The 24,360-nt window shown below is 63.0% G+C and carries 25 protein-coding genes; 15 read left to right on the plus strand and 10 right to left on the minus strand.

The annotated features are described in order from the left end of the window. Nucleotides 1-8: 8 nt before the first annotated feature. Complete coding sequence (locus O3297_RS07920) at nucleotides 9-902, minus strand: LysR substrate-binding domain-containing protein (RefSeq protein ID WP_305048285.1); 894 nt, start codon at nucleotides 900-902, stop codon at nucleotides 9-11. A gap of 172 nt (nucleotides 903-1,074) precedes the next feature. Between O3297_RS07920 and O3297_RS07925 the strand changes: the two genes are divergently transcribed. The 7 genes from O3297_RS07925 to O3297_RS07955 all read left to right on the plus strand — a co-directional run bounded on the left by O3297_RS07925 (nucleotide 1,075) and on the right by O3297_RS07955 (nucleotide 4,625). Next, nucleotides 1,075-1,695 (plus strand): LysE family translocator, encoded by a 621-nt coding sequence (locus O3297_RS07925; protein WP_305048286.1) that lies wholly within the window; start codon nucleotides 1,075-1,077, stop codon nucleotides 1,693-1,695. 76 nt (nucleotides 1,696-1,771) lie between these two features. Further along, nucleotides 1,772-2,626 carry an undecaprenyl-diphosphate phosphatase gene (locus O3297_RS07930; protein WP_305048287.1) on the plus strand — a complete coding sequence of 285 codons (855 nt, stop codon included), beginning with the start codon at nucleotides 1,772-1,774 and terminating at the stop codon, nucleotides 2,624-2,626. Between the two features lie 54 nt (nucleotides 2,627-2,680). After that, complete coding sequence (mntP, locus tag O3297_RS07935; protein ID WP_305048288.1) at nucleotides 2,681-3,253, plus strand: manganese efflux pump MntP; 573 nt, start codon at nucleotides 2,681-2,683, stop codon at nucleotides 3,251-3,253. Between the two features lie 127 nt (nucleotides 3,254-3,380). Then, a complete protein-coding gene (locus O3297_RS07940) occupies nucleotides 3,381-3,587 on the plus strand; it encodes a DUF2158 domain-containing protein (protein ID WP_092605012.1) in 207 nt (68 codons plus the stop codon). A gap of 76 nt (nucleotides 3,588-3,663) precedes the next feature. Beyond that, complete coding sequence (locus O3297_RS07945) at nucleotides 3,664-3,870, plus strand: hypothetical protein (RefSeq protein ID WP_070259409.1); 207 nt, start codon at nucleotides 3,664-3,666, stop codon at nucleotides 3,868-3,870. After that, nucleotides 3,867-4,307 (plus strand): hypothetical protein, encoded by a 441-nt coding sequence (locus O3297_RS07950; protein ID WP_305048289.1) that lies wholly within the window; start codon nucleotides 3,867-3,869, stop codon nucleotides 4,305-4,307. Before O3297_RS07945 ends, O3297_RS07950 begins: the two co-directional genes overlap by 4 nt. Nucleotides 4,308-4,346: 39 nt before the next feature. Next, the gene (locus tag O3297_RS07955) at nucleotides 4,347-4,625 is read left to right on the plus strand and encodes a hypothetical protein (protein ID WP_151095504.1); all 279 of its coding nucleotides are present in this window, start codon (nucleotides 4,347-4,349) and stop codon (nucleotides 4,623-4,625) included. A 13-nt stretch (nucleotides 4,626-4,638) separates the two neighbouring features. Here the strand turns inward: O3297_RS07955 and O3297_RS07960 are convergent, their stop codons facing one another. Then, a complete protein-coding gene (locus tag O3297_RS07960) occupies nucleotides 4,639-4,860 on the minus strand; it encodes a hypothetical protein (protein WP_070279728.1) in 222 nt (73 codons plus the stop codon). Between the two features lie 144 nt (nucleotides 4,861-5,004). On the opposite strand from O3297_RS07960, the gene O3297_RS07965 reads away from it, so the two are divergent. Beyond that, a complete protein-coding gene (locus O3297_RS07965; RefSeq protein ID WP_305048290.1) occupies nucleotides 5,005-5,721 on the plus strand; it encodes an SOS response-associated peptidase in 717 nt (238 codons plus the stop codon). A 475-nt stretch (nucleotides 5,722-6,196) separates the two neighbouring features. Beyond that, on the plus strand, nucleotides 6,197-7,189 hold the full coding sequence (locus O3297_RS07970) for a hypothetical protein (RefSeq protein ID WP_151095510.1): 993 nt from the start codon (nucleotides 6,197-6,199) through the stop codon (nucleotides 7,187-7,189). Nucleotides 7,190-7,254: 65 nt separating this feature from the next. Here the strand turns inward: O3297_RS07970 and O3297_RS07975 are convergent, their stop codons facing one another. From O3297_RS07975 to queE, 8 genes are all read right to left on the minus strand, one after another. Next, on the minus strand, nucleotides 7,255-8,433 hold the full coding sequence (locus tag O3297_RS07975; RefSeq protein WP_305048291.1) for a DUF418 domain-containing protein: 1,179 nt from the start codon (nucleotides 8,431-8,433) through the stop codon (nucleotides 7,255-7,257). Nucleotides 8,434-8,438: 5 nt separating this feature from the next. Further along, entirely contained in the window at nucleotides 8,439-9,356 is a 918-nt protein-coding gene (ldcA, locus tag O3297_RS07980) for a muramoyltetrapeptide carboxypeptidase (RefSeq protein WP_305048292.1), read from the minus strand. A gap of 37 nt (nucleotides 9,357-9,393) precedes the next feature. Then, on the minus strand, nucleotides 9,394-10,311 hold the full coding sequence (locus O3297_RS07985) for an alpha/beta fold hydrolase (protein WP_070259397.1): 918 nt from the start codon (nucleotides 10,309-10,311) through the stop codon (nucleotides 9,394-9,396). A gap of 163 nt (nucleotides 10,312-10,474) precedes the next feature. After that, nucleotides 10,475-11,632: a hemin-degrading factor gene (locus O3297_RS07990; RefSeq protein WP_305048293.1), complete on the minus strand. Its 1,158-nt coding sequence runs from the start codon at nucleotides 11,630-11,632 to the stop codon at nucleotides 10,475-10,477. Between the two features lie 61 nt (nucleotides 11,633-11,693). Then, nucleotides 11,694-14,057, minus strand: a complete 2,364-nt coding sequence (locus O3297_RS07995) for a TonB-dependent hemoglobin/transferrin/lactoferrin family receptor (RefSeq protein WP_305048294.1) — start codon at nucleotides 14,055-14,057, stop codon at nucleotides 11,694-11,696. Nucleotides 14,058-14,290: 233 nt separating this feature from the next. Further along, nucleotides 14,291-14,800: a tRNA adenosine(34) deaminase TadA gene (tadA, locus tag O3297_RS08000; protein WP_305048295.1), complete on the minus strand. Its 510-nt coding sequence runs from the start codon at nucleotides 14,798-14,800 to the stop codon at nucleotides 14,291-14,293. Further along, nucleotides 14,793-15,239 carry a 6-carboxytetrahydropterin synthase QueD gene (gene queD / locus O3297_RS08005; RefSeq protein WP_035819191.1) on the minus strand — a complete coding sequence of 149 codons (447 nt, stop codon included), beginning with the start codon at nucleotides 15,237-15,239 and terminating at the stop codon, nucleotides 14,793-14,795. The genes tadA and queD overlap by 8 nt, the downstream gene beginning before the upstream one ends. A gap of 9 nt (nucleotides 15,240-15,248) precedes the next feature. Continuing rightward, nucleotides 15,249-15,884 (minus strand): 7-carboxy-7-deazaguanine synthase, encoded by a 636-nt coding sequence (gene queE, locus O3297_RS08010; RefSeq protein WP_034785949.1) that lies wholly within the window; start codon nucleotides 15,882-15,884, stop codon nucleotides 15,249-15,251. 286 nt (nucleotides 15,885-16,170) lie between these two features. Between queE and O3297_RS08015 the strand changes: the two genes are divergently transcribed. The 6 genes from O3297_RS08015 (at nucleotide 16,171) to O3297_RS08040 (ending at nucleotide 24,345) form a co-directional block, all read left to right on the plus strand. Then, nucleotides 16,171-17,076, plus strand: a complete 906-nt coding sequence (locus O3297_RS08015; RefSeq protein WP_305048296.1) for a sensor histidine kinase — start codon at nucleotides 16,171-16,173, stop codon at nucleotides 17,074-17,076. A gap of 88 nt (nucleotides 17,077-17,164) precedes the next feature. Further along, nucleotides 17,165-18,163, plus strand: coding sequence for a diguanylate cyclase (locus O3297_RS08020; RefSeq protein WP_305048297.1), 999 nt, complete (start codon nucleotides 17,165-17,167; stop codon nucleotides 18,161-18,163). Nucleotides 18,164-18,235: 72 nt separating this feature from the next. Continuing rightward, nucleotides 18,236-18,523 (plus strand): type II toxin-antitoxin system Phd/YefM family antitoxin, encoded by a 288-nt coding sequence (locus O3297_RS08025; RefSeq protein ID WP_099394619.1) that lies wholly within the window; start codon nucleotides 18,236-18,238, stop codon nucleotides 18,521-18,523. 1 nt (nucleotide 18,524) lies between these two features. Next, entirely contained in the window at nucleotides 18,525-18,857 is a 333-nt protein-coding gene (locus O3297_RS08030; RefSeq protein ID WP_099393774.1) for a type II toxin-antitoxin system RelE/ParE family toxin, read from the plus strand. A gap of 76 nt (nucleotides 18,858-18,933) precedes the next feature. Then, on the plus strand, nucleotides 18,934-21,810 hold the full coding sequence (locus O3297_RS08035) for a pitrilysin family protein (RefSeq protein WP_305048298.1): 2,877 nt from the start codon (nucleotides 18,934-18,936) through the stop codon (nucleotides 21,808-21,810). Nucleotides 21,811-21,996: 186 nt separating this feature from the next. Further along, nucleotides 21,997-24,345 (plus strand): M28 family metallopeptidase, encoded by a 2,349-nt coding sequence (locus tag O3297_RS08040; protein WP_305048299.1) that lies wholly within the window; start codon nucleotides 21,997-21,999, stop codon nucleotides 24,343-24,345. Nucleotides 24,346-24,360 lie beyond the last annotated feature (15 nt).

Raw genomic sequence — 24,360 nt, forward strand, 5'->3', positions numbered from 1 at the left:
GGGGACGGCTACGGCGCCGGCAGCGCCTGCCCCATCTGCTCGCGCAGCCAGCGCAGCAAGGTGGTGCGGCGCGCATCGCCATCGAATGGCAGCGGCGACAGCAGGAAATAGGCGCTGCCGTCGCGCCGGAACCCGAAGGGCGCGACCAGGCGTCCGCTGTCGAGGTCTTCGCGCGCCATGAAGACAGAGCCGATGGCTACGCCGAGGCCGGCGCAAGCCGCTTGCAGGCTCAGATAGAAGTGCTCGTAAGTCTGGCTGTCGCCCTGGCCGCCGCCGTCGGCGTCGGCGTCCTTGACGGCGGCGCGCCAGTGGGCCCAGGCAGCCGGGCGCGACGCCGTGTGCAGCAGGCGCTGCGCGGACAGGTCCAGCCGGCCTTGCCCCAGCAGGGCCGGCGCGCACACGGGCGCAATCCATTCATCGCACACCTTTTCCGCATGCAAGCCCGCATCCCACAGAAAATCGTTGCGGCGCAGCGCCACGTCCACCGCGTCGCGCTGGAACGCCACCGGCCCGCCCGAGGCGAACAGGTGCAGCGGCACCTCGGGATGCCGCTGGTAAAAGTCGCCGAGGCGCGGTATCAGCCACTTCATCGCGATCGTCGGCTCGCACGACACCACCAGCGGCCCCTGGCGCACCGGCTGGCGCACGGCTTCGAGGGCAGCGTCGAGCCGCTCGAATGCTTGCTGGACGGCATCGCGCAGCTGCGCGCCCGCAGGCAGGAGGAACACGCCGCGGTTGCGGCGTTCGAACAGGGGCGTGCCCAGCGACGTTTCCAGCAGGCGGATTTGCCGGCTGACGGCCCCGTGCGTGACGTGCAGCTCCGCGGCCGCCTGGACGAAACTGCCCAGCCTGGCCGCAGCCTCGAAGAACCGCAAGGTGCCGAGCCCCGCCTGCCTAGTCATAATCTATCACTTTTTCTCACACATATCCGCAAGATATCATCGTTTTTCATGGAAAGCCATTATAGGGATAATTTGTCTTCCGGCAGCCCGCATGCGCGCCGCGCCCTCGCCGCACAGGCGAGAAATAGTCACCGATGGCCGTGCGGGCGCCACCACTGTCCAAGGAAGACACATGATTGCATTGCTTGCCGTTGCCCTGATTACCCTGCTCGCATCCATCGTCCCCGGTCCCGATTTCGCGATGGTCACGCGCAACAGCTATCTGCATGGCCGCCGTGCCGGCCTGCTGGCCGCGCTTGGCATCGCGCTGGGCGTGCAAGTGCACGTGTTCTATACGATGTTTGGCGTAGCGCTGCTCATCGCCGGTTCGCCTGCGCTATTTACGGCGATCAAGCTGGCTGGCGCCCTCTACCTGGCCGTGATCGGCTGGAAAACCTGGGCCAACCGCGCCGGACTCGTCATCAACCTGCATGGCGGCGCCAGCGTGCCACGGCGTCAAATCTTGCTCAACGGCTTTCTGACCAATGCCCTGAACCCGAAAACGACCCTGTTTGTCATCAGCACCTATACCCAGGTGGTGCAGCCCGGCACGTCATTGACAGTCCAGTTCGGCTACGGGCTGTGCATGTCCGCCATCCACCTGGCCTGGTTCGCCCTGGTGGCCGTCTTTTTCTCGCAAGCGCGCTTTCGCATGCGCATAGTCAGCCACCAGCGGACCATCGACCGGCTGATCGGCGCGGTCCTGATGGCGCTGGGCGTCGCGCTCGCCTGCGCCAACATGGACAAACTGTAATCTGGCGCGGGACGTGCCCGCCACATCTGGCGGGTAAAATCGGCGGCCCTGCTTTTCCCGCCCGAGTCAGATACCCATGAGCTTTTTGCAATTATTGATCCTTTCCATCGTCCAGGGCTTCGCCGAGCTGCTGCCCGTCTCCAGCTCCGCCCACGTCATCATGGCGGAAAAATGGATGGGCCTGGACCCGACATCGCCGGAGCTGACCATGCTGCTGGTGATGCTGCATACGGGCACCATGTTCGCCGTCATCGTGTATTTCTGGCAATCCTGGCGCGCCACGTACTTCAGTTCGGCCACTGCCTTCCGGAGCAACGTCCTGCTGCTGGTGGCCGCCACGGCCCTGACGGGCATCGTCGGCTTCGGCTTGCTGAAGGGCATTACGCACGTCATGAGCAAAGATGCGCCCGGCTTTGAAATCGAACACCTGTTCGGCAACGCCAGACTGATGGCCGCCGCGCTGGCCGCCGCTGGCGCGCTGATCATCGCCTCGTCGCGCCTGCAGGCGCGCCAGCACGGCACTTTGTCCATCGGCAAGGCGATGGTGATCGGCGCCGTGCAAGGCCTGTGCCTGCCCTTCCGCGGCTTTTCCCGCTCGGGCGCCACGATTTCCGCCGGCATCGCCATGGGCGTGCCGCAGCGCCGCGCCGAAGAGTTCAGCTTTGCCCTGGCCGTCGTGCTGACCCCTGCCGTGCTGGTCAAGGAAGGCTGGCGCTTCTACCAGGCCGTGGCAAATGGCAGCCTGGACCATCTGCAACACGGCAACAGCCTGCTGCACCTGCTCGGCCCCAGCCTGCTGGGCATGCTGCTGTCGTTCCTGGCCGGCTTGCTGGCCTTGCGCTGGCTGTCGCGCTGGCTGGAACAGGGCCGCTGGCATTTCTTTGGCGCGTATTGCCTGCTGGCCTCCTTGGTGGTGCTGTACGTAGGGTAAAATCGCCGGGTTTCCAGCTATACACATCCCAGCCAGTTTTACTGAAAGCCAACGATGAATTTCGCCGCCACCGCCGCCCTCTCGCTTGCCATGTCCGCCGATGCCTTCGCGGCGGCCGTGGGCAAAGGCGCCGCTCTGCACAAGCCGCAATGGCGCGAGGCGCTGCGCACGGGCCTGATCTTTGGCGTCATCGAAGCCATCACGCCCATCATCGGCTGGGCCCTGGGCAGCGTGGCCGCGCCGTACGTGGAAGCATGGGACCACTGGATCGCCTTCAGCCTGCTGGGCATCATCGGCTTGCTGATGATACGCAATGCCCTCAGCGATAGCGATGAGGAAGAAGCGCCAGCCCAGTCGCACTCGTTCTGGGTGCTGGCCGTCACCGGCCTGGCCACCAGCATCGACGCCATGGTGGTGGGCGCGGGCTTGGCCTTGCTGGGCGCCAACATCGTCGTGACGGCCGCCGCCATCGGTTTTTCCACCTTCGTCATGGTGACGCTGGGCGTGATGCTGGGCCGCGTGCTGGGCACGGTAGCGGGCCGGCGCGCCGAACTGGTGGGCGGCCTGGTGCTGATCGTCATCGGCTGCGTGATCCTGTACGAGCATATCGGCCATCCGGCAGCCTGAACCCCGGCACGCCGGCCCCGCCTTCCTTCTCGATAGCCGCCGACGGCCTGCCTGGCGGGCGCGCCGCGCACTGTTGCTGGCGTATGATGACGTGAATCAACTTGGCTCCTGCAGCCTGAAAGCAGCGATGATGCAATCGACTAAGCAATTCAAGGAAGGCGATACCGTACGCGTCAAATGTGGCGGTCCGGCAATGACGGTACTGTGCGTCGATGGCGATTACTTCACGGGCGAAGAAAACCGTACGGCTGTCTTTTGCGTGTACGAAAAAGACCAGTTCCTGTTCGAGCAAGCCTATCCCGAGTGTGCGCTCGACATCCTCCGCGACGCCTGACCACAAGCGGAGCAGCCGGCGCCCCGCTTTGTGCTACATTCAATGTTCTGCATTCCTGTCTAGCAAGGTGACCATCATGGAAACTCTTGAGCTGCTTTTTGCCTCGCTGGTGCGCGAAACGGCCGAATCGATACGCGACCACCACGTTCCTTTTGCCATCAAACACGACGAGCGCGCCTATTTCGAGTGGATGGATGGGCATCCGATCAATGGCTATATCCAGGAAGCGTATCGGGAGATCGAGGAAACAGCCCAGCAGATCCGCGCCATTCGCGCTGGATGATGACGCTTGCGACAAACGTCGATACGGTCGTTAAGCTATGCAGTGAACGTATTGACTTAGATCAAACACTCAGCTGTTCCAATCGAATTGATAGCCCAAAGCCGGGACAATCAGGTCTGGAGGCGGGAGACATGGATCAGGAACAAAAACACCAGATCAGGGGCTATGAATTTCATGTTGCGGGGGCGCTGGAGAAGGATGGGCGTTACCGGGGCATGATTTTGATTAGCAAGCGCGGCGACACGCAGCAGGTATACGGCAAGCCCGTGCTGATCGAGACGCCAAGCAGTTTCAAGTCCGTGCATGCGGCCTTGATCGAGGCATCGGCGTATGCCCAGGAACTCATCTATAACGGCGCCATCAAGGCGTTGCTGCCGGCCGATGCGCCGCTCGCAGGAAAAGAGGCGCCGCAGCCGCCGGATTTCGTCGGCAATTGACGCTGGCAAGCCGATCCGGGCACCCTGGGGACGCGTATAATGACGCGCTTTCCCGGACAAAAACTCAACACCATGGAATTTGTGAATTTACCGCTGGTCTTCCTGGTCGGCTGCGCGCTGATCGCTTTACTGGCCAAGAAGAATGGCTATTCGTGGTACCTGTTTTTCTTCGCCATTGCCGTGCCTGCACCATTGCTGCTGCTGGCCTTGCCCCATGTGCTGGGCGTGGAAACCGCTTCGCTGACCGCCGTACGGCTGGGTACCGTCCTGTTCTTCCCCGTGGCCGGCTTGCTGCTGGCCCTGCGGAGGAAGAGCTGACCGGCAAGTTGCCTCAGCCTGCCTGCACGCCATCGGCCAGGCGCCAGCCGACGGACAGCGCCAGTTGCTGCGCCTCTTTTTCGTTGCTGCAATCGTCGTAATCGCAGGTGTCCGCATACGCGCCGCATGCCTGGTTCTGGCTGACATACGAGCCGACCCAGCGGCCATCGCGGCGTTGGCTGGCCGTGGCGCTGATAATAAAACCTTTGTGGGTAGTGGGATTTTCAAACGACATAGTTCCTCCGGTGCAAGAAGCGTCAGGAAGCTGACTGGTCTCCACTGTGCGCCACCTGCCGCCCGCAGTCTGTACGTTTGACCACACACAGAAAGCACGCGCGCGCCTGCCTCGCGGCGCCGGGCGATCGGGTATGATTTGAGCATGTGTGGACGACTCGATCAAAATGACACGGCGCCCGTGCTGGCGTCATCCTTCGGCTGGACCGACGCGGTGTTCGACAGCGAGGCCGAGCCGCACCTGAACGTGTCGCCCGGCACTTACCGGCCCGTGCTGCATATCCAGAATGGCGTCCACAGGGTCGATGACGTCTTCTGGGGCTACCGCCCCGCCTGGGCCGCGCAAGCCGTGCCCGCCCCCGGCAAGAAAAAAATCCCCATCGCCATCAATGCCCGCCTGGAAAAACTCGCTGGCGCCTACTGGAAGCCCTTGCTGCGCGCGGGGCGCGGTATCGTCAGCGTTTCCGGCTGGTATGAATGGACGGGAGAGAAAGGCAGCAAGCAACCGTGGCACATCCACCGCAAGGACCGCGCGCCCCTGTTCCTGCTGGCGCTGGCCCAGTTCGGGCCGTACAAGCATAACCGCGAGGAAGCCGGCTTCGTGCTGGTGACGGCCGACAGCATGGGCGGCATGGTCGATATCCACGACCGCCGCCCCGTCGCCGTCAGCCTGGAAGACGCGCACCGCTGGCTTGACCCCGCCCTGACGCCGGAGCAGGCGCTGCACCTGGCGCGCACCTGCATGCTGGATGTAGAACTGTTCGAATGGCATGCCGTCGATAATCCGCTGGTGCCGTCTGCCAAACCCAAGCTGCCGCCACCGGCTGCGGCGCAGAGCGCGTTTGACTGGGGAACGGATTAAGCATCCGCTCCTCGACGTTTGCGAAAATGACCAACGGCTACGAATCAAGACCGCCGGAAGATTAAGACCAGCTATCAACAACTGGTGCGTATCGCGGCTCACGCTTTCCTATGCGCGCTGCCTTCGTGCTCCAGGGCATGCGCACAGTTTCGCTTCTCAAACACAGCCCACATCCGCTCGCCATATTTTTTGCAAGTGTTCCGACGTGATAAACAGCAAGGCGAAGCATGAAGCGGGCCACGTCATTGCATCCCCGTGCAGTTGAAAGCTTGACAGCGACGGAGATTCCCGCGATGAGCATGCCATCATTTTCCTCTTCTTGCCCCTTTTCTGCAATGAATGACGCCACATTCATTTCGCCGGGCACCTTCAATTTATTGATTACTTATTACTAATTACCGTAAAAAAAATAACTGCCAGTTCTCAGAGAGACAGCCGCCTTGTATATTCAACTATTTTTAGTTACCATGTGGAAATGTTTGGCAACCATGCAACTGCCAATTCCCATCACCTCACCAAAATATTGGTATCAAAAGGTTATTCTGTGAGAAATAATACCGTAATCAGCACCTTGAGCCTTGCCTTGATTTTCTCCACTCCATTTGCCAGCGCAATAGAATCCGATTCAAACCCCATTTCAAATTTCCTGGGGGCTTTACAGAAAATTGCTGACGGTCCCGGCGCCGCGCCCGCAAAGCGCGCAGAAAGCCCGAGCGACATGAAGTCTGATGACGTATTGCAGAGCATTGCCAATGAACATGGCGCAGATAGCCGCGCTTCGTCCGGCACATGCCGTTATTTGCTGGATGATGATGGCAAGATGCTTATTGCCCAAAAAACGGAAAACTTCCACCAAGTCTCGATATTGGCGCAAATACGTGCGGCCAACGTAGCAGCGTGTTCCCTGCGCGGAGCCGGAGCATCCATTTCGCAAGCAAAAAATGATGTCGGTCAATTACTGACGATTTCTGCGCTCAACGCGAATCAAGCCGATATGGTTACCGAAAATACACTGCGGCACGCGAAATACGCGATTATCCTGCTTAAATTAAATGCGACGGCCAATCAGAATTCTATTTCTGCATTGGAAAACGTGTTTTGGCCGAAAGGACCCGTAGCTGACTCGAAAGCTTTTGCGGTCATGACGGCGAAAGATGCAGCGACAAAATACATCGCCAATTCATTTGCATTCCTGCGCACCTATTCCAACAAAACCCTGCAGATCAAGGGACGCGTCCAGAGCATCAATGGACATGATGACCGCGCCTCAGTTACTCTCGAGGGTATCATACAGAAAGATATCAATGACCAGGGCTGGCAACATATTGTCGCGTGTAACGTCCAGAGCAAGGATGCATTGGACGATGCAGCACGCATTTCAAAGGGCGACATGATAACCGTTCAGGGCATCTTTACGCCGCGGACATTGCCTGGTGTTTCGCTGGATGACTGCCGCGTTGTCCGATAAATTCAGGCCATGCCTGCCGTCTTCCGCGGGCGCCCTCGCTGTCCCGCCATTCGGCGCAATATAGTTCAATCCAGCCGCGCCAGGCGCCGCCATAGCGCTTCCATCGGCCCCTGGCGAAAATGCCGCAGCCAGTAACGGCTCAGCAGAACCTGCCCCGCCATGATCAACACCGCCAGGCCCAGCATCTCGGCCGGGCGCAGTGTCGCACCCCAGCCCAGACCCGGCCCTTGCAGCAGCCAGGTGCCGATCAAGGATTGCAACAGGTAATTGCTCAGCGCCATGCGGCCCACGGGCGCCAGCCATGCACCCAGCCAGCGCAGCATGAAAGGACCGGACAGCATCAGCGCGGCCACATAGCCGGCCGCCAGCACGGGGCCGCCGGCAAACAGGCCCACTTCGAACAGGGCCGTGTCAAACACGGTTTGATACGGGTCGGCAACTTGCCACGCGACAGCGCCCGCCGCCAGCAGGTTGAACGGCAAGCCCAGGCCCAGTCCCACGGCAAGCACCCGGCGCCACAGGCGCTGGTGGCGCTGCGGCTGCGTCAGCCAGCCACAACGCATGGACAAGATGCCCAGCAGGAACAACACGATGATATGCGGCAGCATGACGGCGGCATACAGCAAGGAGACGAGGAAATCGTTGGCGCGCAGCTTGGCGACGGCCCACCGACCGCCTTGCGTGTAGATGGCGTAACGCTCCGCAAAACTGTGCAGGTCGCGCGCGATGTCCGGTGCGCCGCCCTGCTGGCCCACGGGAATGAGCAGGCACATGAACAGCAAAAAGCCGGCCGCCACCAGCCAGGCGCGGTTGCGCACGCGGCTGAGCCGGGCTGATGCCAGTGGCAGGATCAGCATGCCGGCCACGGCATACGAGGTCAGCACATCGCCACTCCAGATGAGGAAACCGTGCAGCAGGCCGAAGGCCAGCAGCCAGCGCAGCCGGCGCCGATAAGCCGCTCGCGCCTGCTCCCAGCTGCCCAGCTGGCGTTGCAGGGAGCGTGTCTGCAAGGCAAAGCCGGCGCCAAACAGAAACGCGAAGATGGGATAGAACTTGAATTGCGCCAGCGCCGCCACCAAAAAAATGACGAGCTGGTCCAGCACGGGCGGCTGCGCCGGCAAGGTGCCGTAGCGCAAGGAAATCGTGCCCCAGGCAAAGCCCCATATATTTACCAGCAAGATGCCGAACACGGCAAGGCCGCGCAGCACATCGAGCTGCAGCAACCTGCCGGGCTTGGCGGACATGGAGTTCAGGGGCGCGCCAGGGTGGGGTAATCGGTCACCCGCAGGCTGAAGCCGGACGCATCCGATTGCAGGCTCGCCTGGCCGCCGAACGGCAAGGTGACCCGGCGGCGGATGTGGCCAAACTCGAGCCCCGTCAGCACGGGCACGGGCAGGCGCTGGCGCACGTAGGCCAGCATGGCGTCGAAATCGTAGCCGTTATCCATGGGACTGAGTTTATACGCGGAAAAATCGCCGAGCACCACGGCTTGCTGGCGGCCAATCACGCCCGCGTGCAGCAGTTGCAGCAGCATGCGTTCTACCCGGTACGGGTGTTCGTTGACGTCTTCCAGGAACAGGATGCCGCCGTCGATTTCCGGAAAATATGGGGTACCGAGCAGATGCACGAGCATGGCCAGGTTGCCGCCCCACAGCTTGCCTTTCAGCTCGACCTGCGGATTGCCCGTTGCCGCGCCCGTGACCGTGTGCGTGGGGCCGGCCAGGCACGACCACAGCTGATCGAGCGTAAATTGCTCGGGCTCGTCGCGGATGAAATCGTCGCACATCATGGGGCCGGCAAAGCTGGCGCGGCCCGTCTTCGCCATCAAGCCCATGTGGAAGGCCGTAAAATCGCTGTAGCCGACAAACAGCTTGCGGCTGTCCGCCATGAGGCCGAAATCGATGTCGGGCAGGATGCGGCTGATGCCGTAGCTGCCGCGCAAGGCGATCACCACCTGCACGGCAGGGTCGGCAGCTGCGGCATGGAGCTGCGCCAGGCGGCCCGCATCCGTGCCGCCGAAGCGCTGGAATCTATGTTCGTGATCGTAGTAATTGTGGACGGTGGCGCCTTGCGCCTGCAAGCGGGCGATACCGCGTGCCAAGGCCGCCTCGTCGGGCGCATAACCGCCCGGCGCGACGATGGCGATGCCAATCTCAGGTGTCTTCAAAATATGCCCGGCTAGTCAAGTGGTGGGCGCGCCTGGCTCAAGCTGGCTGGGAGCGCATCTGGGGCGCCATCTTACCTTGCAGATGCACATCGATCAAGGCGAGCAGGCGCTCGATCAGCTGGGGCGGCATGTCGTGCCCCATGCCTTCGATGACTTCCAGCCGGGCGCCCGGGATCAGCGCCGCCGTATCGATGCCGCAGGCGACGGGGATCAGAGGGTCGGCCGCGCCATGGATCACCAGCGCCGGACAGCTGATACTCGGCAACAAGGCCGTGCGTTCGCCCGAGGCGGCGATGGCCACCATTTGCCGCGCCACGCCTTCCGGGCAACTGCCCCGCTGCAGCGCCGCTTCGATGCGCTGGTACAGCAGTTTTTCCGACACGGGATAGGCGGGACTGCCGATGACGCGCACGGTGGCGGCCATGTGCGCCATCAGTTCGGCGCGGCTGGCGTTGCGTTTCGGGCGTTGCAATAAAGCGTTGCGCGCGGCCCGCGTGGGGCCGGGCAAGCCGCGCCGGCCGCTGCTCGACATGATGGACGTCAAACTGAGTACCTGCTGCGGCGCGCGCGCCGCCATCACTTGCGCGATCATGCCGCCCATCGACACGCCGATCACATGCGCCTGGGCAATACGCAAGGCCGCCAGCAAGCCCAGCGCGTCTTCCGCCATGTCATTGAGGGTGTAGGAAGTTTTCAAGGGCCAGCCGACCAGGTTTTTCACATAGGCCAGCGGCAGATACGGCTTGCCCGCCAGCGCCATCTTGCTCGACAGGCCGCTGTCGCGGTTGTCGAAACGCAAGACGCGAAACCCTTGCTCGACGATGCCTTCGACGAAGTCCGCCGGCCAGGCAATCAATTGCATGCCCAGGCCCATGACCAGCAGCACGCACGGATCGTTGGGGTCGCCGTGGCTCTCATAAGCTATGTTGAGGCCGTTCGCCATGATGGTTGCCATGATTGCCTCTCTTCCAGGAACCAGCACGCAGGCACGATCGCTGCGGCCTTGTAATCAGCATACCACTATTGTGCTTCAGACATGAGACCGGCACGCGGCACTCAGCTGAAGTGTTGCCGCGCCGGTACGGCGCGCGGCAACGGTGACGAATCAACGGTGCTGCTTACTTGGCCTTAGGCAAGGAATCGGCCAGGTCGACCCAGCTTTGCGGCTGCGGTTTGCCCCGTTCGCGCACGCCGAAGAAGGAGACCACTTGCGTGCCGTCCTTGTCGAAAAACTCGACGGAGGTGACGCCGCCGCGCTTGACGACCCAGCCGCTGCGCAGGGCCGTGTCGCGGATGTGCAGGTTGAAGTCCGGGTCCAGCACGTTGAAGAAGCCGCCGCCGGCCATGGTTTTCTCGATCTTGCCGCTGTAGATTTGCGTCAAGCCTTCATTGCCCAGGAACACCATGATGGCGACCTTGTCCTTTGCCGCGTTTTCCAGCAGGGTGCGCAGCGCTTCGGGCGTCACGCGCTCGACCACGCCGGCCGGCGCCAGGCGCAGGGCCTGTTCGCGCGACAGGTGGAATTCACGCATGATTTGCGCAAACTGGTGCACATCCGTCATGTCTTTCCAGGCCAGCTGAAATTCCTTGACGTCGATCTCGGCATCCGGCTTTTCCGCCGCTTTCGGCGCCACGGCCAGCACGTTCAGCTCCGCGCTTTGCTGCGGCAGGCGGAACGTCGCCACCAATTTATCGTAGACAGCCACGCCCGGCTCGTTGCGCAGGTAAATCTTGTGCACGGCCGTGCCGTTGGCGTCAAAGAATTGCAGGCTGCGCGTCGGCTTGCCATCGCGGCCGGCCTGTTCCACGGCAAATGCGTATTTCCAGTTTTCAAAGTGGAAACGCAGGTCGATCTGGCCGCCCAGGTAGCCGCCGGCGATATTGCGCTGGCGCGCTTCCGTTTCCGGATCCTGCTTGGCGTCGGCCTGTTCCGACTTGTCGCCCGCCTGCTTGAATTTGCTGGCGATGCCCGTCGTTTCGATGACGCCATTTTCATTGCGCGTGATGGCTTGCACGATGCCCAAGTCCAGCGCGGCGCGCATGATTTCGCGCGGCTGGTTGCCGTCAGCCTGCAGGCGCGTCACGCCCTTGCCGATGTTGGTTGCCAGCAATTGCGCTTCGGACACGCCCAGCGCGCGCGCCGCGTCGCGGATCTGCAGCTTCGGCTGCTCCGTGCGCAAGGTGGACCAGCGTTCCGCCAAAGTGGCTGGGGCCGCGTATGCGTTTGCGATCAGCAGGCTGCCTAGCAGGGATAGAACGAGTTTGGATAACTTCATAGAGAGACCATTCAATCAAACATGGAAAAAAAGAGGGGCAAGCACCCCTCCCCGGTAAAAATCAATAGTTGATGCTGAGGCTGGCGGCGACGTTGCGGCCCGGCTTGGCGTAGCGCTCGATCTCCGCGCGGCTGGCCACCGTGGTGCCGGCGGACAGGCTGCGCGCAGCGGCGTAATCCCAGTACTTGCGGTCCGTCAAGTTGTACACGCCGACGATGATCTTGGCGTTCTTGTGCACGTTCCAGTAGGTCGACAGGTCGAAGATGGTGTACGACGGCACCTTGAAACGCGGCGCCGTCGTGCCCATCAACAGGTCGTTCGGCGCCTGTTTCTCGCCTGCATGCAGGGCCGTCAGCTCCAGGCCGAACAGCTGGTTCGCATGGTCGTAGCCGAAGGTCAGCGCCGTCTTGGGCGGCGCCACCGAAGCCAGGCCGCCGCTCTGGCCCGTCTGGGTATTGAAGGAGCGGCCCTTGGCCACGCCCGTGGCCAGGTCGACGCGGTAGCCCTGCATGGCAGGCGACCAGGCACCCAGCTCCGCGCGCAAGCTCAGCTCGCCACCCCAGGTGCGGGCATCGCCGATGTTTTCCGGACGGAACAGACCCTGCACGATGGTGGGGAAATTGACCGGATCGTCTTCCTGCGCCACATACTCGATCATGTTCTTGTATTCCGTCTGGTAGACGGAGGCGTGCATGCTCAAGCCCTTGACGATGTCGCCCTTCAAGCCCAGCTCGTAGGCCTGACTGGTTTCCTTGCGCAGATTCGCATTGCCCAGCACGGCATAACCGGTGCCCGTACCTGTGTAGCTGAAGGAATCATAGGTGCCCGTGCGCTCGGCCGCCGTCGGCAGGCGCGTGCCGCGCGTCACGGTGGCATAGGCATTCATTTGCGGCAGCACTTCCACGGACAGGCTCAGGCTCGGCGTGAAATAGGTGTCGCTTTCCTTGCGCACTTCCTTGGCGGCATTGGGCACGGCGATCACATAGTTTTGCAGGTTTTTCGGTTCCAGCTTGCGGTAGTCGGCGCGCAGGCCCGGCGTCAGCACGGCTTTCTTGCCGCCCAGGTTAAAACTGAGGTCGTCGCGCACGTACAGGGCCAGCTTGGTGGCATCCATGTCGGCCATGCGGTTCTTGCGCGTGATCTGGTGCACGCCCGTGGCGATGATGGTGCGGTCTTCCACCCATGGACGGCGCGATTTGCTCTGCTCCAGCTGCACGCCGTACAGCAGCGCATTGTCGGCATTGACTTGCTTGAACGCTTCCGACGTCAGGCCGATGCTGTCATTTTTGAAGCTGGTGTCGATGGTCCGCTGCGACGGGCTGCCGAAGGTGTAGCGGCCTTGCGTCTGGTCATCGATTTTCGCATTCTGCAGATACACCTTCGACGTCAGGCGGTCGAACAGGGCGAAGTCTTTCAGTGCCACGTCGTGGCCCAGGCTGACGCGCGTGCGCTTGGTGGTGGAATCCTGCTGCACGCCGGTCGGATAATACGTGCTGACCTTGTTGCGCAGATCGCGCTTGTTCTTGCGCTCGAACATGTCAACCGTCAAGTCCAGCTTTTGTTCGCCCGGCAAGGCCCACACCAGCTTGGACAGCAAGGCGTTCGAATGCCAGTCGTCCGGATTGACGGGGGCGCTGCCGCGGCTGTCCGTCTGCTCGCCATCGCGGTGCACGTACACGGCCAGGCCTTGCAGATTGGCGCCGATCTTGGCGGCACCCGTCAAGGTATGCGCATTGCTGCGGTCGGCCGTGGCACGGCCGTATTTATACGCCACGTAATGATCCACGCCTGCGCCCAGGTAATCCTCGGGCGACTTGGTGATGAACGCCACGCTGCCGCCCAGGCCAGGATTGGCGCCGCTGGCGGCCGTCGTGCCCGAATCGATGCGCACCTCGCGGAAAGTTTCAGGATCGAAATAGTCACGCCCCGTGCCGAAGGCGTTCAAGGTGGTGCCGTCCGGCTTCGGTGCCGCATCCGGCAGGGAAATGCCATCCACGTCCAGGCTGACCCGGTTACCTTCCATGCCGCGGATGTTGTAGCCCGTGTTGCCCGAACCATCCCACACGCTGCCGGCGCCCGATGCCGCCATTGGCGTGCTGATCAGCGGCTGGTAGCGCACGATGCCGGCCATGTCCGTCACGTTGCGGCGCTCCAGGTCGTCGCTGCGGATCACCGTCTTGGTGCCGGCGCGGCGCTCATAGTCTTGCTTGGCATTGACGACGATTTCCGGGAAGACAGGCAGCTTGGCCGGTTCCTGGGCGGCCGTGCCCGCGTTGATGGCGGCCGTTTGGGCCACGGCAGGCAGCAGCGGCGCTGCAAACAGGCCCAGCAAGGCGGCGCGCAGCACCAGGTTGTGGCGGCGGGCCGGCAGGCAAGATGAAGATACAACGGGCGCAGCGAAGCGCTGCAGAGGCACAGTAGTCATGATGATCCGGTCTAAGAGTAAAGGCTGGCTCTTGAACCCGGATCGATAACGATGCGCAAGGGAAGTTTGCTGGCGAAAACAATACTGTAACACGAATCATTCTCATTTGAGAATGATGAAATGGTCTAGACAGATGTTATTTCGCAACAGTTATAAAAAATGCCAGCCTGAATGGCTGGCAAGGGTGGCAATGGAGGCAAGGCCATGGCGGCCCTGCCCTGCCAGGGCTGGCGTCAGGCCTGCGGGTTGGCCAGCTTGCGCGCTTCCGCCTGCGCGCGGCGGCGCTCGGCAAAGAAGCGCTTGAGGAAAGCGCCGCACTCGTCGGCCAGCACGCCGCCTTCGATGGCCGTCTGGTGGTTCAACGCAGGCTGCTCGAACAGGTTCAGCACGGAACCGCAGGCGCCCGTCTTCGGGTCGCCCGCGCCGTACACCACGCGCGCCAGGCGCGCATGCAGCATGGCGCCCGAGCACATCACGCACGGCTCCAGGGTCACGTACAGCTCGCAGCCGGGCAAGCGGTAGTTGCCCAGCTTGTCGGCGGCCGCGCGCAGGGCCATCACTTCCGCATGCGCCGTGGGGTCGTGGCGGCCGATGGGCTGGTTGTAGCCCACGGCAATGACTTCCCCATCCTTGACGACGACTGCGCCGACGGGCACTTCGCCCAGGTCCCACGCGTTCTGGGCCTGCTCGAGGGCCAGCCGCATATAGCGCGCATCCTGCGCGCTAGCGTGCGTTTCAGTCATCGGTCACTTCTGCCCAGCAATTCGGCGTTTCATGCAGCACCAGCTTATGCAGGTGCAAGCCCGTGCCGAAATGGTCGGTAAACGCTGCCTTCAGGATCTCGAAAGCGATGCGCGCCAGGTTTTCCACGGTGGGAATGCGGTCGATGACGACGGTTTTATGGTCGGGCAGGCTGGCCAGGAAGTCGCGCACGGCCGTGTCCTTTTCATAGACGAGGAAGGCGTGGTCCCAGACGTCGACCAGGTGCTGCTTGGCCAGGGTTTTCACGTCGGAAAAATCCATGATCATGCCATTGTCGGAATTGCCTTCCGCTTCGATGACCTTGCCGACCAGGGTGATTTCCACCGTGTAGCGGTGACCGTGCAGGTTGCGGCACTGGCTTTTGTGGTCGGGAATGCGGTGGCCCGCGTCGAATTCGAGCTTGCGTGTGATAGTCAGCATATTATTTGATTAAGGTATTTGCAGGAGTTTATGGGTTTGCAGGCTCAGCTTCCACTTCGGGTTGCTTTTGCACGTCTCGATGGCCAGCTTCATGTTGTGCGCGGCCAGGGGGCCGTCCATCGCTTGCACGAAGAAGTTCTCGAAGTCCAGTTGTTCGTAGGCGGCCAGGTCTTGCTGGAACTGGGGAATGACCACCTTGATTTCATTACCCTTGTGCACCACCAGGGTGGAGCCCATCTTCGGGCTGACGCAGATCCAGTCCACACCGGCCGGCACGGGCAAGGTGCCGTTGGTTTCGATGGCGATGGTAAAGCCCACCGCATGCATGGCGTCGATCAGCGCCGTGTCCAGTTGCAGCAGCGGTTCGCCGCCCGTAAACACCACGTATTTGCTCGGCGCGTAGCTGGCCGGCCACAGGCTGTCGATCAGCGCGGCCAGTTCCTGCGGCGTCTTGAACTTGCCGCCCAGTTCGCCATCGGTGCCGACGAAATCCGTGTCGCAGAACTGGCACACGGCCGTGGCGCGGTCGCTTTCGCGGCCCGTCCACAGGTTGCAGCCGGAAAAGCGGCAAAACACGGCTGGACGGCCCGCATGCGCGCCTTCGCCCTGCAGGGTGTAAAAAATCTCTTTGATGCTATAAGTCACTGTATTTCCTAAGAGCTGGCTGGCGTCATCGCGCAGGGCGAACGCATCGAGGCCGGCGCACTGCGCCGTCACCGCAAAAGCCGATTGACAACCCTCTATTATATGCCGCCACGACACTTCCCGTGCAAATGCCGTGCCTGCCACCTGCCGCCGCGGCATCCGGGGGGCAAGAAAGCCACACAGGCAGGCATAACGACGCAGCTTTTGCGTTTAGACAATATAAATAGCCCCAAGTTAATATATTTTCTGTAAGAGCATTGCCTGATGGAAAACATTTTTGGGGAGCATGGACATGCTGCAACGCTGGATACGTCCGCCGTACCGCCTGAGCATTCTGGCCTGTCTGGCGGCCGCTGCACTCGCTTCCCTGCACGCCGGCCATGCCGCCGGGCCGATGCTGCAGACTGGCGCAGCGTCCCCTTCGATGCTGGCCTGCGCCGTCCTGCTCGGTGCGCTGGCGCTGCTGCTGTGGCGCCTGCGCCGCCTGGCGCTGCGCCTGCAGGCGCTGGAACAGCTGCGCGCGGAAACCGAACAGGCGCGCCTGGCGGGCGAGCAGAACAAGGCGCGCGAACAGGAGCGCCTGCGCATCGGGCGCGACATCCACGACGACCTGGGCCAGCATCTGCTGACCCTGAAAATCGACCTGGCCATGCTGCAGACCAGCACGCATGACGCGGCGCCCATGCTGGCGCGGCAACTGGCCATGATGGCGCGCAATGTCGACCTGAGCATCGCGGCGCTGCGCTGCGTCATCCACGACCTGCGCCCGCCCGCCCTCGACGCGGGCCTGCAAGCGGCGTGCGACGGCTTGCTGGCGGACTTCAAGCGCACCACGGGCATCGATTGCAGCTGCGATTACCGGCTCGACGCCGCCGCCGGCAGCGCGCATGGCGCCCTGCTCTACCACGCGCTGCAGGAAGCGCTGGCGAACATCGCCCGCCATGCGCGCGCCACGCATGTCCAGCTATGCCTGCAGCAAACGGGCGCCACCCTGGCATGCCGCATCAGCGATGACGGCGTCGGGCTGTCGGGCTCGCCGCCGCGCCTCGGTTGCGGCCTGTCCGGCATGCATGAGCGCGTGGCCGCCGCCGGCGGCAGCCTGCACATCGAAAGCCACAGCGGCGCCGGCACCACCTTGCGCGTGTCGCTGCCCCTGCCAGGCTGCCACGATGAGGCGACGGCCCATCGGTGAAAATATTGCTCAATATCAACACCATCGACTCTCCACACTGCATCATGGCCAGCGAGCCAGCTCCATTTACCCCGAGAAGGATGCTTACATGCCGGATAGCCATGCACATGCCAGCGCATCGCCCTGCGATGCAGCCCAGGGTTTCGCCGTCAAGATGATGGAATTGCTGGTGGTGCCCACCTTTGTCCTCGACGCGCATGGCCAGGTGATGATCTGGAACCGCGCCTGCGAACAGCTGACGGGCGTGCCGGCGGCCGAAGTGCTGCGCACGCGCGAACCGGGCCGCTGCTTCTACAACGACGAGCGTCCCACCCTGGCCGACCTGCTGCTGGCCGGGCGCGGCGGCGACATGCGCGCCCTGCACGCGCAACAGCAATACCGCAGCAGCACGGGCAGCAATCTGTGCGCGGAAAACTGGTGCGACATGCCCCGCACGGGACGGCGCCGCTACCTGGCCGTCGATGCCAGCCCCATCTATGGCAATCACGGCGAACTGATCGCCGTCGTCGAAACCCTGCGCGACATGACGGATGAAAAACGCGCGCATGTGGAGCTGGAACGCCTGGCCACGCGCGACGGCCTGACGGGCCTGGCCAACCGGCGCTGCTTCGACGACACCATCCTTGCCGAATGGCAGCGCGCCCAGCGGCAAGGCCAGCCCCTGTCGCTGCTGATGGTCGATGTCGACAATTTCAAGGAATACAACGACAGCCACGGCCACCAGGGCGGCGACCTGTGCCTGCGCAAGGTGGCCGGCGCCGTGGCCAGCGAAATGCGCACGAACGATCTGGTGGCCCGCTATGGCGGTGAAGAATTTGCCGTCATCCTGCCGAACCAGTCGCTCAAGGGCGTGGCCATCGTGGCCGAACGCATCCGCCAGCGCGTGGAACGGCTGCAACTGCCGCGCAAGCGCGCCGATGGTGCCAGTGCCTGCGCCTGCGTCACCGTCAGCATCGGCGCCGCCACCGCCCTGCCCGGCCCCGGCACGGAACTGGGGCAGCTGATCCACACGGCCGACTGCGCCCTGTACCGCGCCAAGCACCTGGGCCGCAACCGCATCAGCCTGCCGGAAACGACGCTCACCTAGGCAACACGGAAGCACGACCAAATTTGGTGTATATTTGGTCCTATCGTATTTTTTTTCGCATTCGGAGCCGCCATGGACTTCAAGGAACGCATCAAGCCGATTTCCTATCTCAAGGCCAATACCACCGAGATCGTCAACAGCTTTGACGCGGGCCAGGACGAGCCCATCATCATCACGCAAAATGGCGAAGCGAAGATGGTCGTGCTGTCCATGCACGCGTATCAGGAAGGCAAGCGGCAAGCGCGGCAGATGCAGGAGCAGCATGCATTCATGAAACTGATCGCCATGGGCAACCAGGACATCGCGCGCGGCGACGTGATGTCCGAAGAAGACTTCCTGGCCAGCCTCGATCACGACTGACATGGCGCGCATCGTCGTGCTGAAAAGCGCGCAAGCCGATTTCAATGAACTGCGCAGCGACTTCAAGGCACGCCACACGGCGGCCGCCCATGCCCAGTTCATCGCGGCTTTCCGGCAATTATTTGCCGATCTCAAGACCTTTCCCGACAGCGGCACGCCCGTCGAAGCCGCCCGTGAAGTTGGCATGGATGTGCGACAACGCCTGTGCGAAGAAATCCGCGTCGTGTATCACCATGAGCGCGCGCACGACATCGTGTACATCCGCATGTTCCTGCCCACCAAACGCGACTTCCTCGCCCACTTGACGGCGCGCATCCTGCGGCCCGACTGTTAGCCCCTATGCAGGGCGGCACGAATATTCTATGCTGCGGCGTTGCACTTTCCACATTCCAAGAAAAGAAGGAGCCCCCGTGTCAAGAATCATGCCCGTTTTATTACCCGCTTTCGCCCTGGCCCTGTCGGCCATGGCTTCGTCGAACCTGGGTGCCGCGCCCGTCAAACCTGCCGCCGCCCACGGCGTTGCCGCCAGCAAGGCCGATTTGCTGCCGTTCAAGGCGACGGAAAAGACCCTGGCCAACGGTTTGAAGATCATCATCGTGCCGACCGGCTTCCCCAACCTGGTTTCGCTGCAGATTCCCGTGCAGACGGGTTCGCGCAATGAAGTCGAGCCGGGCAAGTCCGGCTTTGCCCACTTTTTCGAACACATGATGTTCCGCGGCACCAAGGCTTATCCGCCCGAAAAATACCAGGAAGTCATCACCCGCGCCGGCGCGCGCCAGAACGCGTATACGAGCGACGACCTGACGAATTACCACACGACGTTCGCCAAACAAGACCTGGAAACCGTGCTGAAGGTGGAAGCGGACCGCTTCCAGCACCTCGACTATGCGGAAGACGCGTTCAAGACGGAATCGCGGGCCGTGCTGGGCGAATACAACAAGAACAGCGCCAATCCCGTCTCGAAACTGTTCGAAGTGATGCGCGACAGCGCCTACACGACGCATACCTACAAGCACACGACGATGGGTTTCATCCAGGACATCGAAGATATGCCGAACCAGTACGCGTACTCGAAGGTCTTCTTCGACCGCTGGTACCGTCCCGAGCGCACCACCATCATCATCGCCGGCGACGTGGAACCGCAGCAAGCCATCGCGCTGGTGGAAAAGTACTGGAGCGCCTGGCAGCGCGGCAAGCAGCAGGCGGCCGTGCCCGTGGAACCGGCCCCGCGCGGCCCCGTCTACAAGCACGTGGCCTGGCCCACGCCGACCCTGCCATGGGTCGCCGTCGGCTTCCACGCGCCCGCGTTTTCCGTAAAGGACAAAGACCAGGCCGCATTGGCGACCCTGCTGTCGCTGTCGTTCGGCCGCACCTCGCCGCTGTACAAGCGCCTGGTGCAGAACGAGCAAAAGGTCGACCAATTGTTCGACATGACGCCGGAGCGGGTCGACCCGACCCTGGCCGTGCTCGGCGCGCGCGTGAAAAACATCGATGATGCCGTCTACGTGCGCGACGCCATCCTGGCTACCGTGGCGCAGCTGCGCGATACGCCAGTGAGCGAAAAAGACCTGGCGGATGCCAAGTCGGCGGAAAAATACGGCTTGATCCGCTCGCTGGACAACACGGAGCAGATCGCCGGCACCCTGGCTTCCTTCGTGCATTTCGACCGCTCGTACGCCACCATCAACCAGTACTACCGGCTGATCGATACGCTCACGCCGGCCGACCTGCAGGCGGCCGCGCGCAAATACCTGACGGACGACGGACTGGTAGTGACGACCCTGTCGCACCAGCCGATGGCGGCCGCCATCGCCACCACGCCGACACTGGCCAGCCTGCTGCCAGCCGCCTCCAACGCGAAGTTCGACGTGCTGGTGCAAAAGTCCGCGCTGCCGCAAATCCGCTACAAGCTGCTGTTTACGGCCGGTTCCGCGCAAGATCCGCAAGGCAAGGAAGGCCTGGCCGCGCTGACGGCAGCCATGGTGGCGTCCGCTGGTTCGTCCGAGCGCAAGATCGACGAAGTCAACCAGGCCCTGTTCCCGCTGGCCGGCAGTTTCAGCCAGCAGACGGACAAGGAAATGACGACGTTTACGGGCTCCATCCACAAGGATAACTGGACGCAGTTCAACGCCATCGCCCTGCCCCTGCTGCTCTCGCCCGGTTTCCGCGAAGACGACTTCCGCCGCCTGAAGGATGCGCAAAAGAATGCGCTGCTGCTGGACCTGAAGGACAATAACGAAGAGGAATTCGCCAAGGAACGCCTGCAAACCAATGTCTACGCGGGCACGCCGTATGGCCACCCCGTGCTGGGCACGGTCGCCGGAATCGACGCCATCACCCTCGACGATGTGAAACAGTTCTGGAAGAGCGCGTATGCGCAAGGCGCCGTCAAGGTGGGCATTTCCGGCGATGTGTCCGACGCCATGACGGCCTCGCTGACGCAGGCGCTGGCAAGCTTGCCAACTGGCCCCGGCTTGCCAGCCATGGTAAAACCCGTCGGCCGCAAGGCGCAGGGCCTGGAAGTGGAAATCATCGAGAAGAACACGCGCGCCACGGCGATTTCCTTCGGTTTGCCTTTGGAGGTGACGCGCACGCACCCGGACTTCCCCGCCCTGTGGCTGGCAAAGACGTGGCTGGGCGAGCACCGCGCCTCGAATTCCTACCTGTATCAGCGCATCCGTGAAATCCGCGGCATGAACTATGGCGATTACGCGTATATCGAAGCGTTCCCGCGCGGCATGTACCAGTTCTTCCCGAACCCGAACCTGGGCCGCAAGGCGCAGCTGTTCGAAATCTGGATCCGCCCAGTGGCGCCGGACAACGCCCACTTCGCCCTGCGCGTGGCCCTGACGGAATTGGGCAAGCTGGTCGACAACGGCCTGACGCAGGACGATTTCGCCACCACCCGCGATTACCTGATGAAGAACGTCTTCGTCATGACGTCGACACAGGACCAGCAGCTGGGCTATGCGCTCGATTCGCAATGGTATGGCACGCCCGAGTTCACCAAGCTGATGCGTGATGGCTTGTCGAAACTGACGGTGGCGGACGTCAACCGCGCCATCAAGCAGCACCTGTCGGCGCAGAACCTGTCCGTGGTGATCGTCGCCAAGGATGCGGCCGGCTTGAAGGAAAAGCTCGTCAGCGACGCGTTTTCGCCCATCAAGTACGACGGCAACAAGCCGCAGGCGCTGCTCGATGAAGACAAGGTCATCGGCGCGATGAAGCTGAACATCAAGCCAGCCGCCGTCACCGTCACGCCAGCGGCGCAGGCGTTCGCGAAGTAAGCGTTTTGCCAGATCAAGCTCGTCCGGCAAGCTGCATTGGACGAGGTTGATCTGGCATTTGGCGCGGCCAAACCCGCCTTCAAGCCTTAAATCCCGGCCTTGGTCGCAAAGTATCATCTTGGCAATCGGCTTATCCGCATACTGTTTTTCGACTCTTCCCGAGTGAAAACCATGACAAGGATAGCCATGCACCTGCCCCATCCCCACCTTTACGCCACGTGCATCCTCGCCGCTGCCGCCCTGCCGGGCGCGCTGTACGCGCAGGCGCCGGCCCTCGCCGGACAGTGGCAATTCCAGACGGCGACAGGCACGACCACGACAAATGGCGTCGAGGTCGACCTGATCGACACGGGCACCCTCGACATTACTGAAGAGCAAGCCGGCTGGCGCGCGACGATCGCGTGGCTCGACGAACGGGGCCAGCTCACGCCGCCGCGCACGGTCAAGGGTACGCCTGGCCCTGCCGGCACCATTTTCAGGCACGGCGGCAAGCGCGTCAGCACGGGGCGCAACGGCCAGGACATCAGCACCGAGGTGACGATCCGCTGGACCTTGCAAGCCAAAGGCGATTTGCTGAGCGGAGAACGCCTGGTCGAAACCGATGAGAACGAACCCAAGCCTATGAGCGGCACGCGGCTGAAGGAACGCTATGTGCCGCCGGCACTGCCGGCCGCGCCGCCAGTGGCAAGCGGCGCCGCGCGCGGCCCTTCCACGCCGGCCGAACGCGCGCGCGTGGTGCGGATGGCGCAAGAGGCGCAGCGCGATCCCCTGGCCGTGCAACAGCGCGACGGCGCCTGGCTGGGCGCATGGATAGAAGCGATTCCCGACTTCACGCTACCGGCCAGTGCGCTGGAAAGCTGGCTGTCCATCGCCAGCCAGGCCACCATCCGCGAGGCGACAGTCTTCCAATACCTGGCCAGCGCGATGGCTTTCCAGATCGAACACCCGGACCAGGCCGGGCAGCAAAGCGCCAGCGACCTGGCGGGGATGCAGGGCGTGCTGCGCGCCTACGAAACCCTGCTGCGACAGGATAAGCTGCACCGTTCCGCCAAGCTGGACGCGGCGCTGGCGGCGCGCCGGCAAGACAGGCTGCCCGCCTTCCTCGCCACGCTGTCCGGCAGGGATGCCGGTATTGAGGCCAGTATCGGAGCCGCACCGTCGACGTCCGGCGACGCCACGGCGCGCCGGATTGTGGCGCTGGGCACCAGCGAGCCGCGCGCAATGGACTGGCTCGACATCCTGAGCAACCGCTTCGGCGGCCGCATGGCCGGCAGCGATGCCTACACGCATGCGGCGCAATGGGCGCGCATGCAACTGCAGCAATGGGGTGTGCAAGCCGAGCTGGAAGAAGCGGGCCACATGCCCGTCGGCTTCAACCGCGGTCCCTGGTCGGGCAAGATGCTGGCGCCCCGGGAGCAGCCCCTGCGCATGGCGACGCCCGCCTATACGGCCGGCACCCATGGCGTGCAGCAAGGCCTGGCAATCGTGGGGCCGGCCACCCTGGAAGAAGCGTTGGAGCGCGCCGCGCAATTCAAGGGAAAATGGGTGCTGACCGGCGGCGAAAACAGCGGTGGCGGGCGCGATGGCAAGACCGTCCACCAGCCCAGGGCCATCACCCGGGTGTTGATGCAGGCCGGCGCCCTCGGCACCATCCAGTCTGGCGAAGAACCGCTGTATGCCGCCAGCGCCGCGCCCGCCACCTGGGCGGCCCTGCCGACCTTGCCTGACATCAAGCTGGCCGCGCCACAATATGCCGACATCCGCCGGCGCCTGGCGCGCGGTGAAGCCGTGACCCTGGAGTTTGACATCCGCAACTGGTTCTATCCGGGGCCGGTGGCGTATCACAACGTCGTCGCCCGCATTCCGGGCACGGAAAAGCCGGAGGAAATCGTGCTGATCGGCGCCCACCTCGACAGCTACGATGGCGGCACGGGCGCAGCCGACAATGGCGGCGGCGTGGCCACCATGCTGGAGGCGATGCGCCTGCTGGCCAAGTCCGATGCCAGGCCGCGCCGCACCATCATGCTGGCGGCCTTCGGCGCGGAGGAAATCGGCCGCAAGGGTTCGTTCCCATTCGCCGAGCGACATGCGGGGGAATTGCACAATATCGTCATGATGCTGAACCGCGATGGCCGGCCTGGCGCCATCGACGGCATTGCGATTCCCTCGGCCTGGAAACCCGTGTTTGGCCGGGTTGAACAGGCCCTGCAAGACATCCACCCCGTGTTCGGCTTCGCCACGACCATCAACGACGTGCCGCGCGATGCCGGCAAGGCGATGAATGCGCGGGCCGGCAGCGATGACGCCGTCTTCAGCCTGCATGGCGTGCCGACGCCGAAGTTTACCGTGCTCGGCGATTTCGACTATGCGCGCGTGCATCACACGGTGCTCGATACCTACGACAACGTGCAGCCTTTCAGTTCGGCGCAGCAATACTCCGCCATCGCCATCGCCTTGAGCGTGTATGAAGTGGCGAACGCGCCGGAGGAGCTCAGCCGAGAGGGCTATTATCGCGCCGCCAAGGCGGCGCAGTAGGCGTCCCCGCCAGCG

Source organism: Janthinobacterium sp. SUN128 (assembly GCF_030587275.1).
GTDB lineage: Bacteria > Pseudomonadota > Gammaproteobacteria > Burkholderiales > Burkholderiaceae_D > Janthinobacterium > Janthinobacterium lividum.

Coding starts and splice junctions, on each gene's coding strand:
- O3297_RS07990 (WP_305048293.1), bottom strand. CDS start 11,632: ATGAAGTTATCCAAACTCGTTCTATCCCTGCTAGGCAGCCTGCTGATC.
- O3297_RS08015 (WP_305048296.1), top strand. CDS start 16,171: ATGGACATGCTGCAACGCTGGATACGTCCGCCGTACCGCCTGAGCATT.
- tadA (WP_305048295.1), bottom strand. CDS start 14,800: ATGACTGAAACGCACGCTAGCGCGCAGGATGCGCGCTATATGCGGCTG.
- O3297_RS08020 (WP_305048297.1), top strand. CDS start 17,165: ATGCCGGATAGCCATGCACATGCCAGCGCATCGCCCTGCGATGCAGCC.
- O3297_RS07930 (WP_305048287.1), top strand. CDS start 1,772: ATGAGCTTTTTGCAATTATTGATCCTTTCCATCGTCCAGGGCTTCGCC.
- O3297_RS07995 (WP_305048294.1), bottom strand. CDS start 14,057: ATGACTACTGTGCCTCTGCAGCGCTTCGCTGCGCCCGTTGTATCTTCA.
- O3297_RS07960 (WP_070279728.1), bottom strand. CDS start 4,860: ATGTCGTTTGAAAATCCCACTACCCACAAAGGTTTTATTATCAGCGCC.
- O3297_RS07925 (WP_305048286.1), top strand. CDS start 1,075: ATGATTGCATTGCTTGCCGTTGCCCTGATTACCCTGCTCGCATCCATC.
- O3297_RS07965 (WP_305048290.1), top strand. CDS start 5,005: ATGTGTGGACGACTCGATCAAAATGACACGGCGCCCGTGCTGGCGTCA.
- O3297_RS07950 (WP_305048289.1), top strand. CDS start 3,867: ATGATGACGCTTGCGACAAACGTCGATACGGTCGTTAAGCTATGCAGT.
- O3297_RS07975 (WP_305048291.1), bottom strand. CDS start 8,433: ATGTCCGCCAAGCCCGGCAGGTTGCTGCAGCTCGATGTGCTGCGCGGC.
- O3297_RS07970 (WP_151095510.1), top strand. CDS start 6,197: ATGTTTGGCAACCATGCAACTGCCAATTCCCATCACCTCACCAAAATA.
- O3297_RS07955 (WP_151095504.1), top strand. CDS start 4,347: ATGACGCGCTTTCCCGGACAAAAACTCAACACCATGGAATTTGTGAAT.
- O3297_RS07985 (WP_070259397.1), bottom strand. CDS start 10,311: ATGGCAACCATCATGGCGAACGGCCTCAACATAGCTTATGAGAGCCAC.
- O3297_RS08040 (WP_305048299.1), top strand. CDS start 21,997: ATGCACCTGCCCCATCCCCACCTTTACGCCACGTGCATCCTCGCCGCT.
- O3297_RS07945 (WP_070259409.1), top strand. CDS start 3,664: ATGGAAACTCTTGAGCTGCTTTTTGCCTCGCTGGTGCGCGAAACGGCC.
- O3297_RS08025 (WP_099394619.1), top strand. CDS start 18,236: ATGGACTTCAAGGAACGCATCAAGCCGATTTCCTATCTCAAGGCCAAT.
- O3297_RS07920 (WP_305048285.1), bottom strand. CDS start 902: ATGACTAGGCAGGCGGGGCTCGGCACCTTGCGGTTCTTCGAGGCTGCG.
- O3297_RS07940 (WP_092605012.1), top strand. CDS start 3,381: ATGATGCAATCGACTAAGCAATTCAAGGAAGGCGATACCGTACGCGTC.
- queD (WP_035819191.1), bottom strand. CDS start 15,239: ATGCTGACTATCACACGCAAGCTCGAATTCGACGCGGGCCACCGCATT.
- O3297_RS08030 (WP_099393774.1), top strand. CDS start 18,525: ATGGCGCGCATCGTCGTGCTGAAAAGCGCGCAAGCCGATTTCAATGAA.
- mntP (WP_305048288.1), top strand. CDS start 2,681: ATGAATTTCGCCGCCACCGCCGCCCTCTCGCTTGCCATGTCCGCCGAT.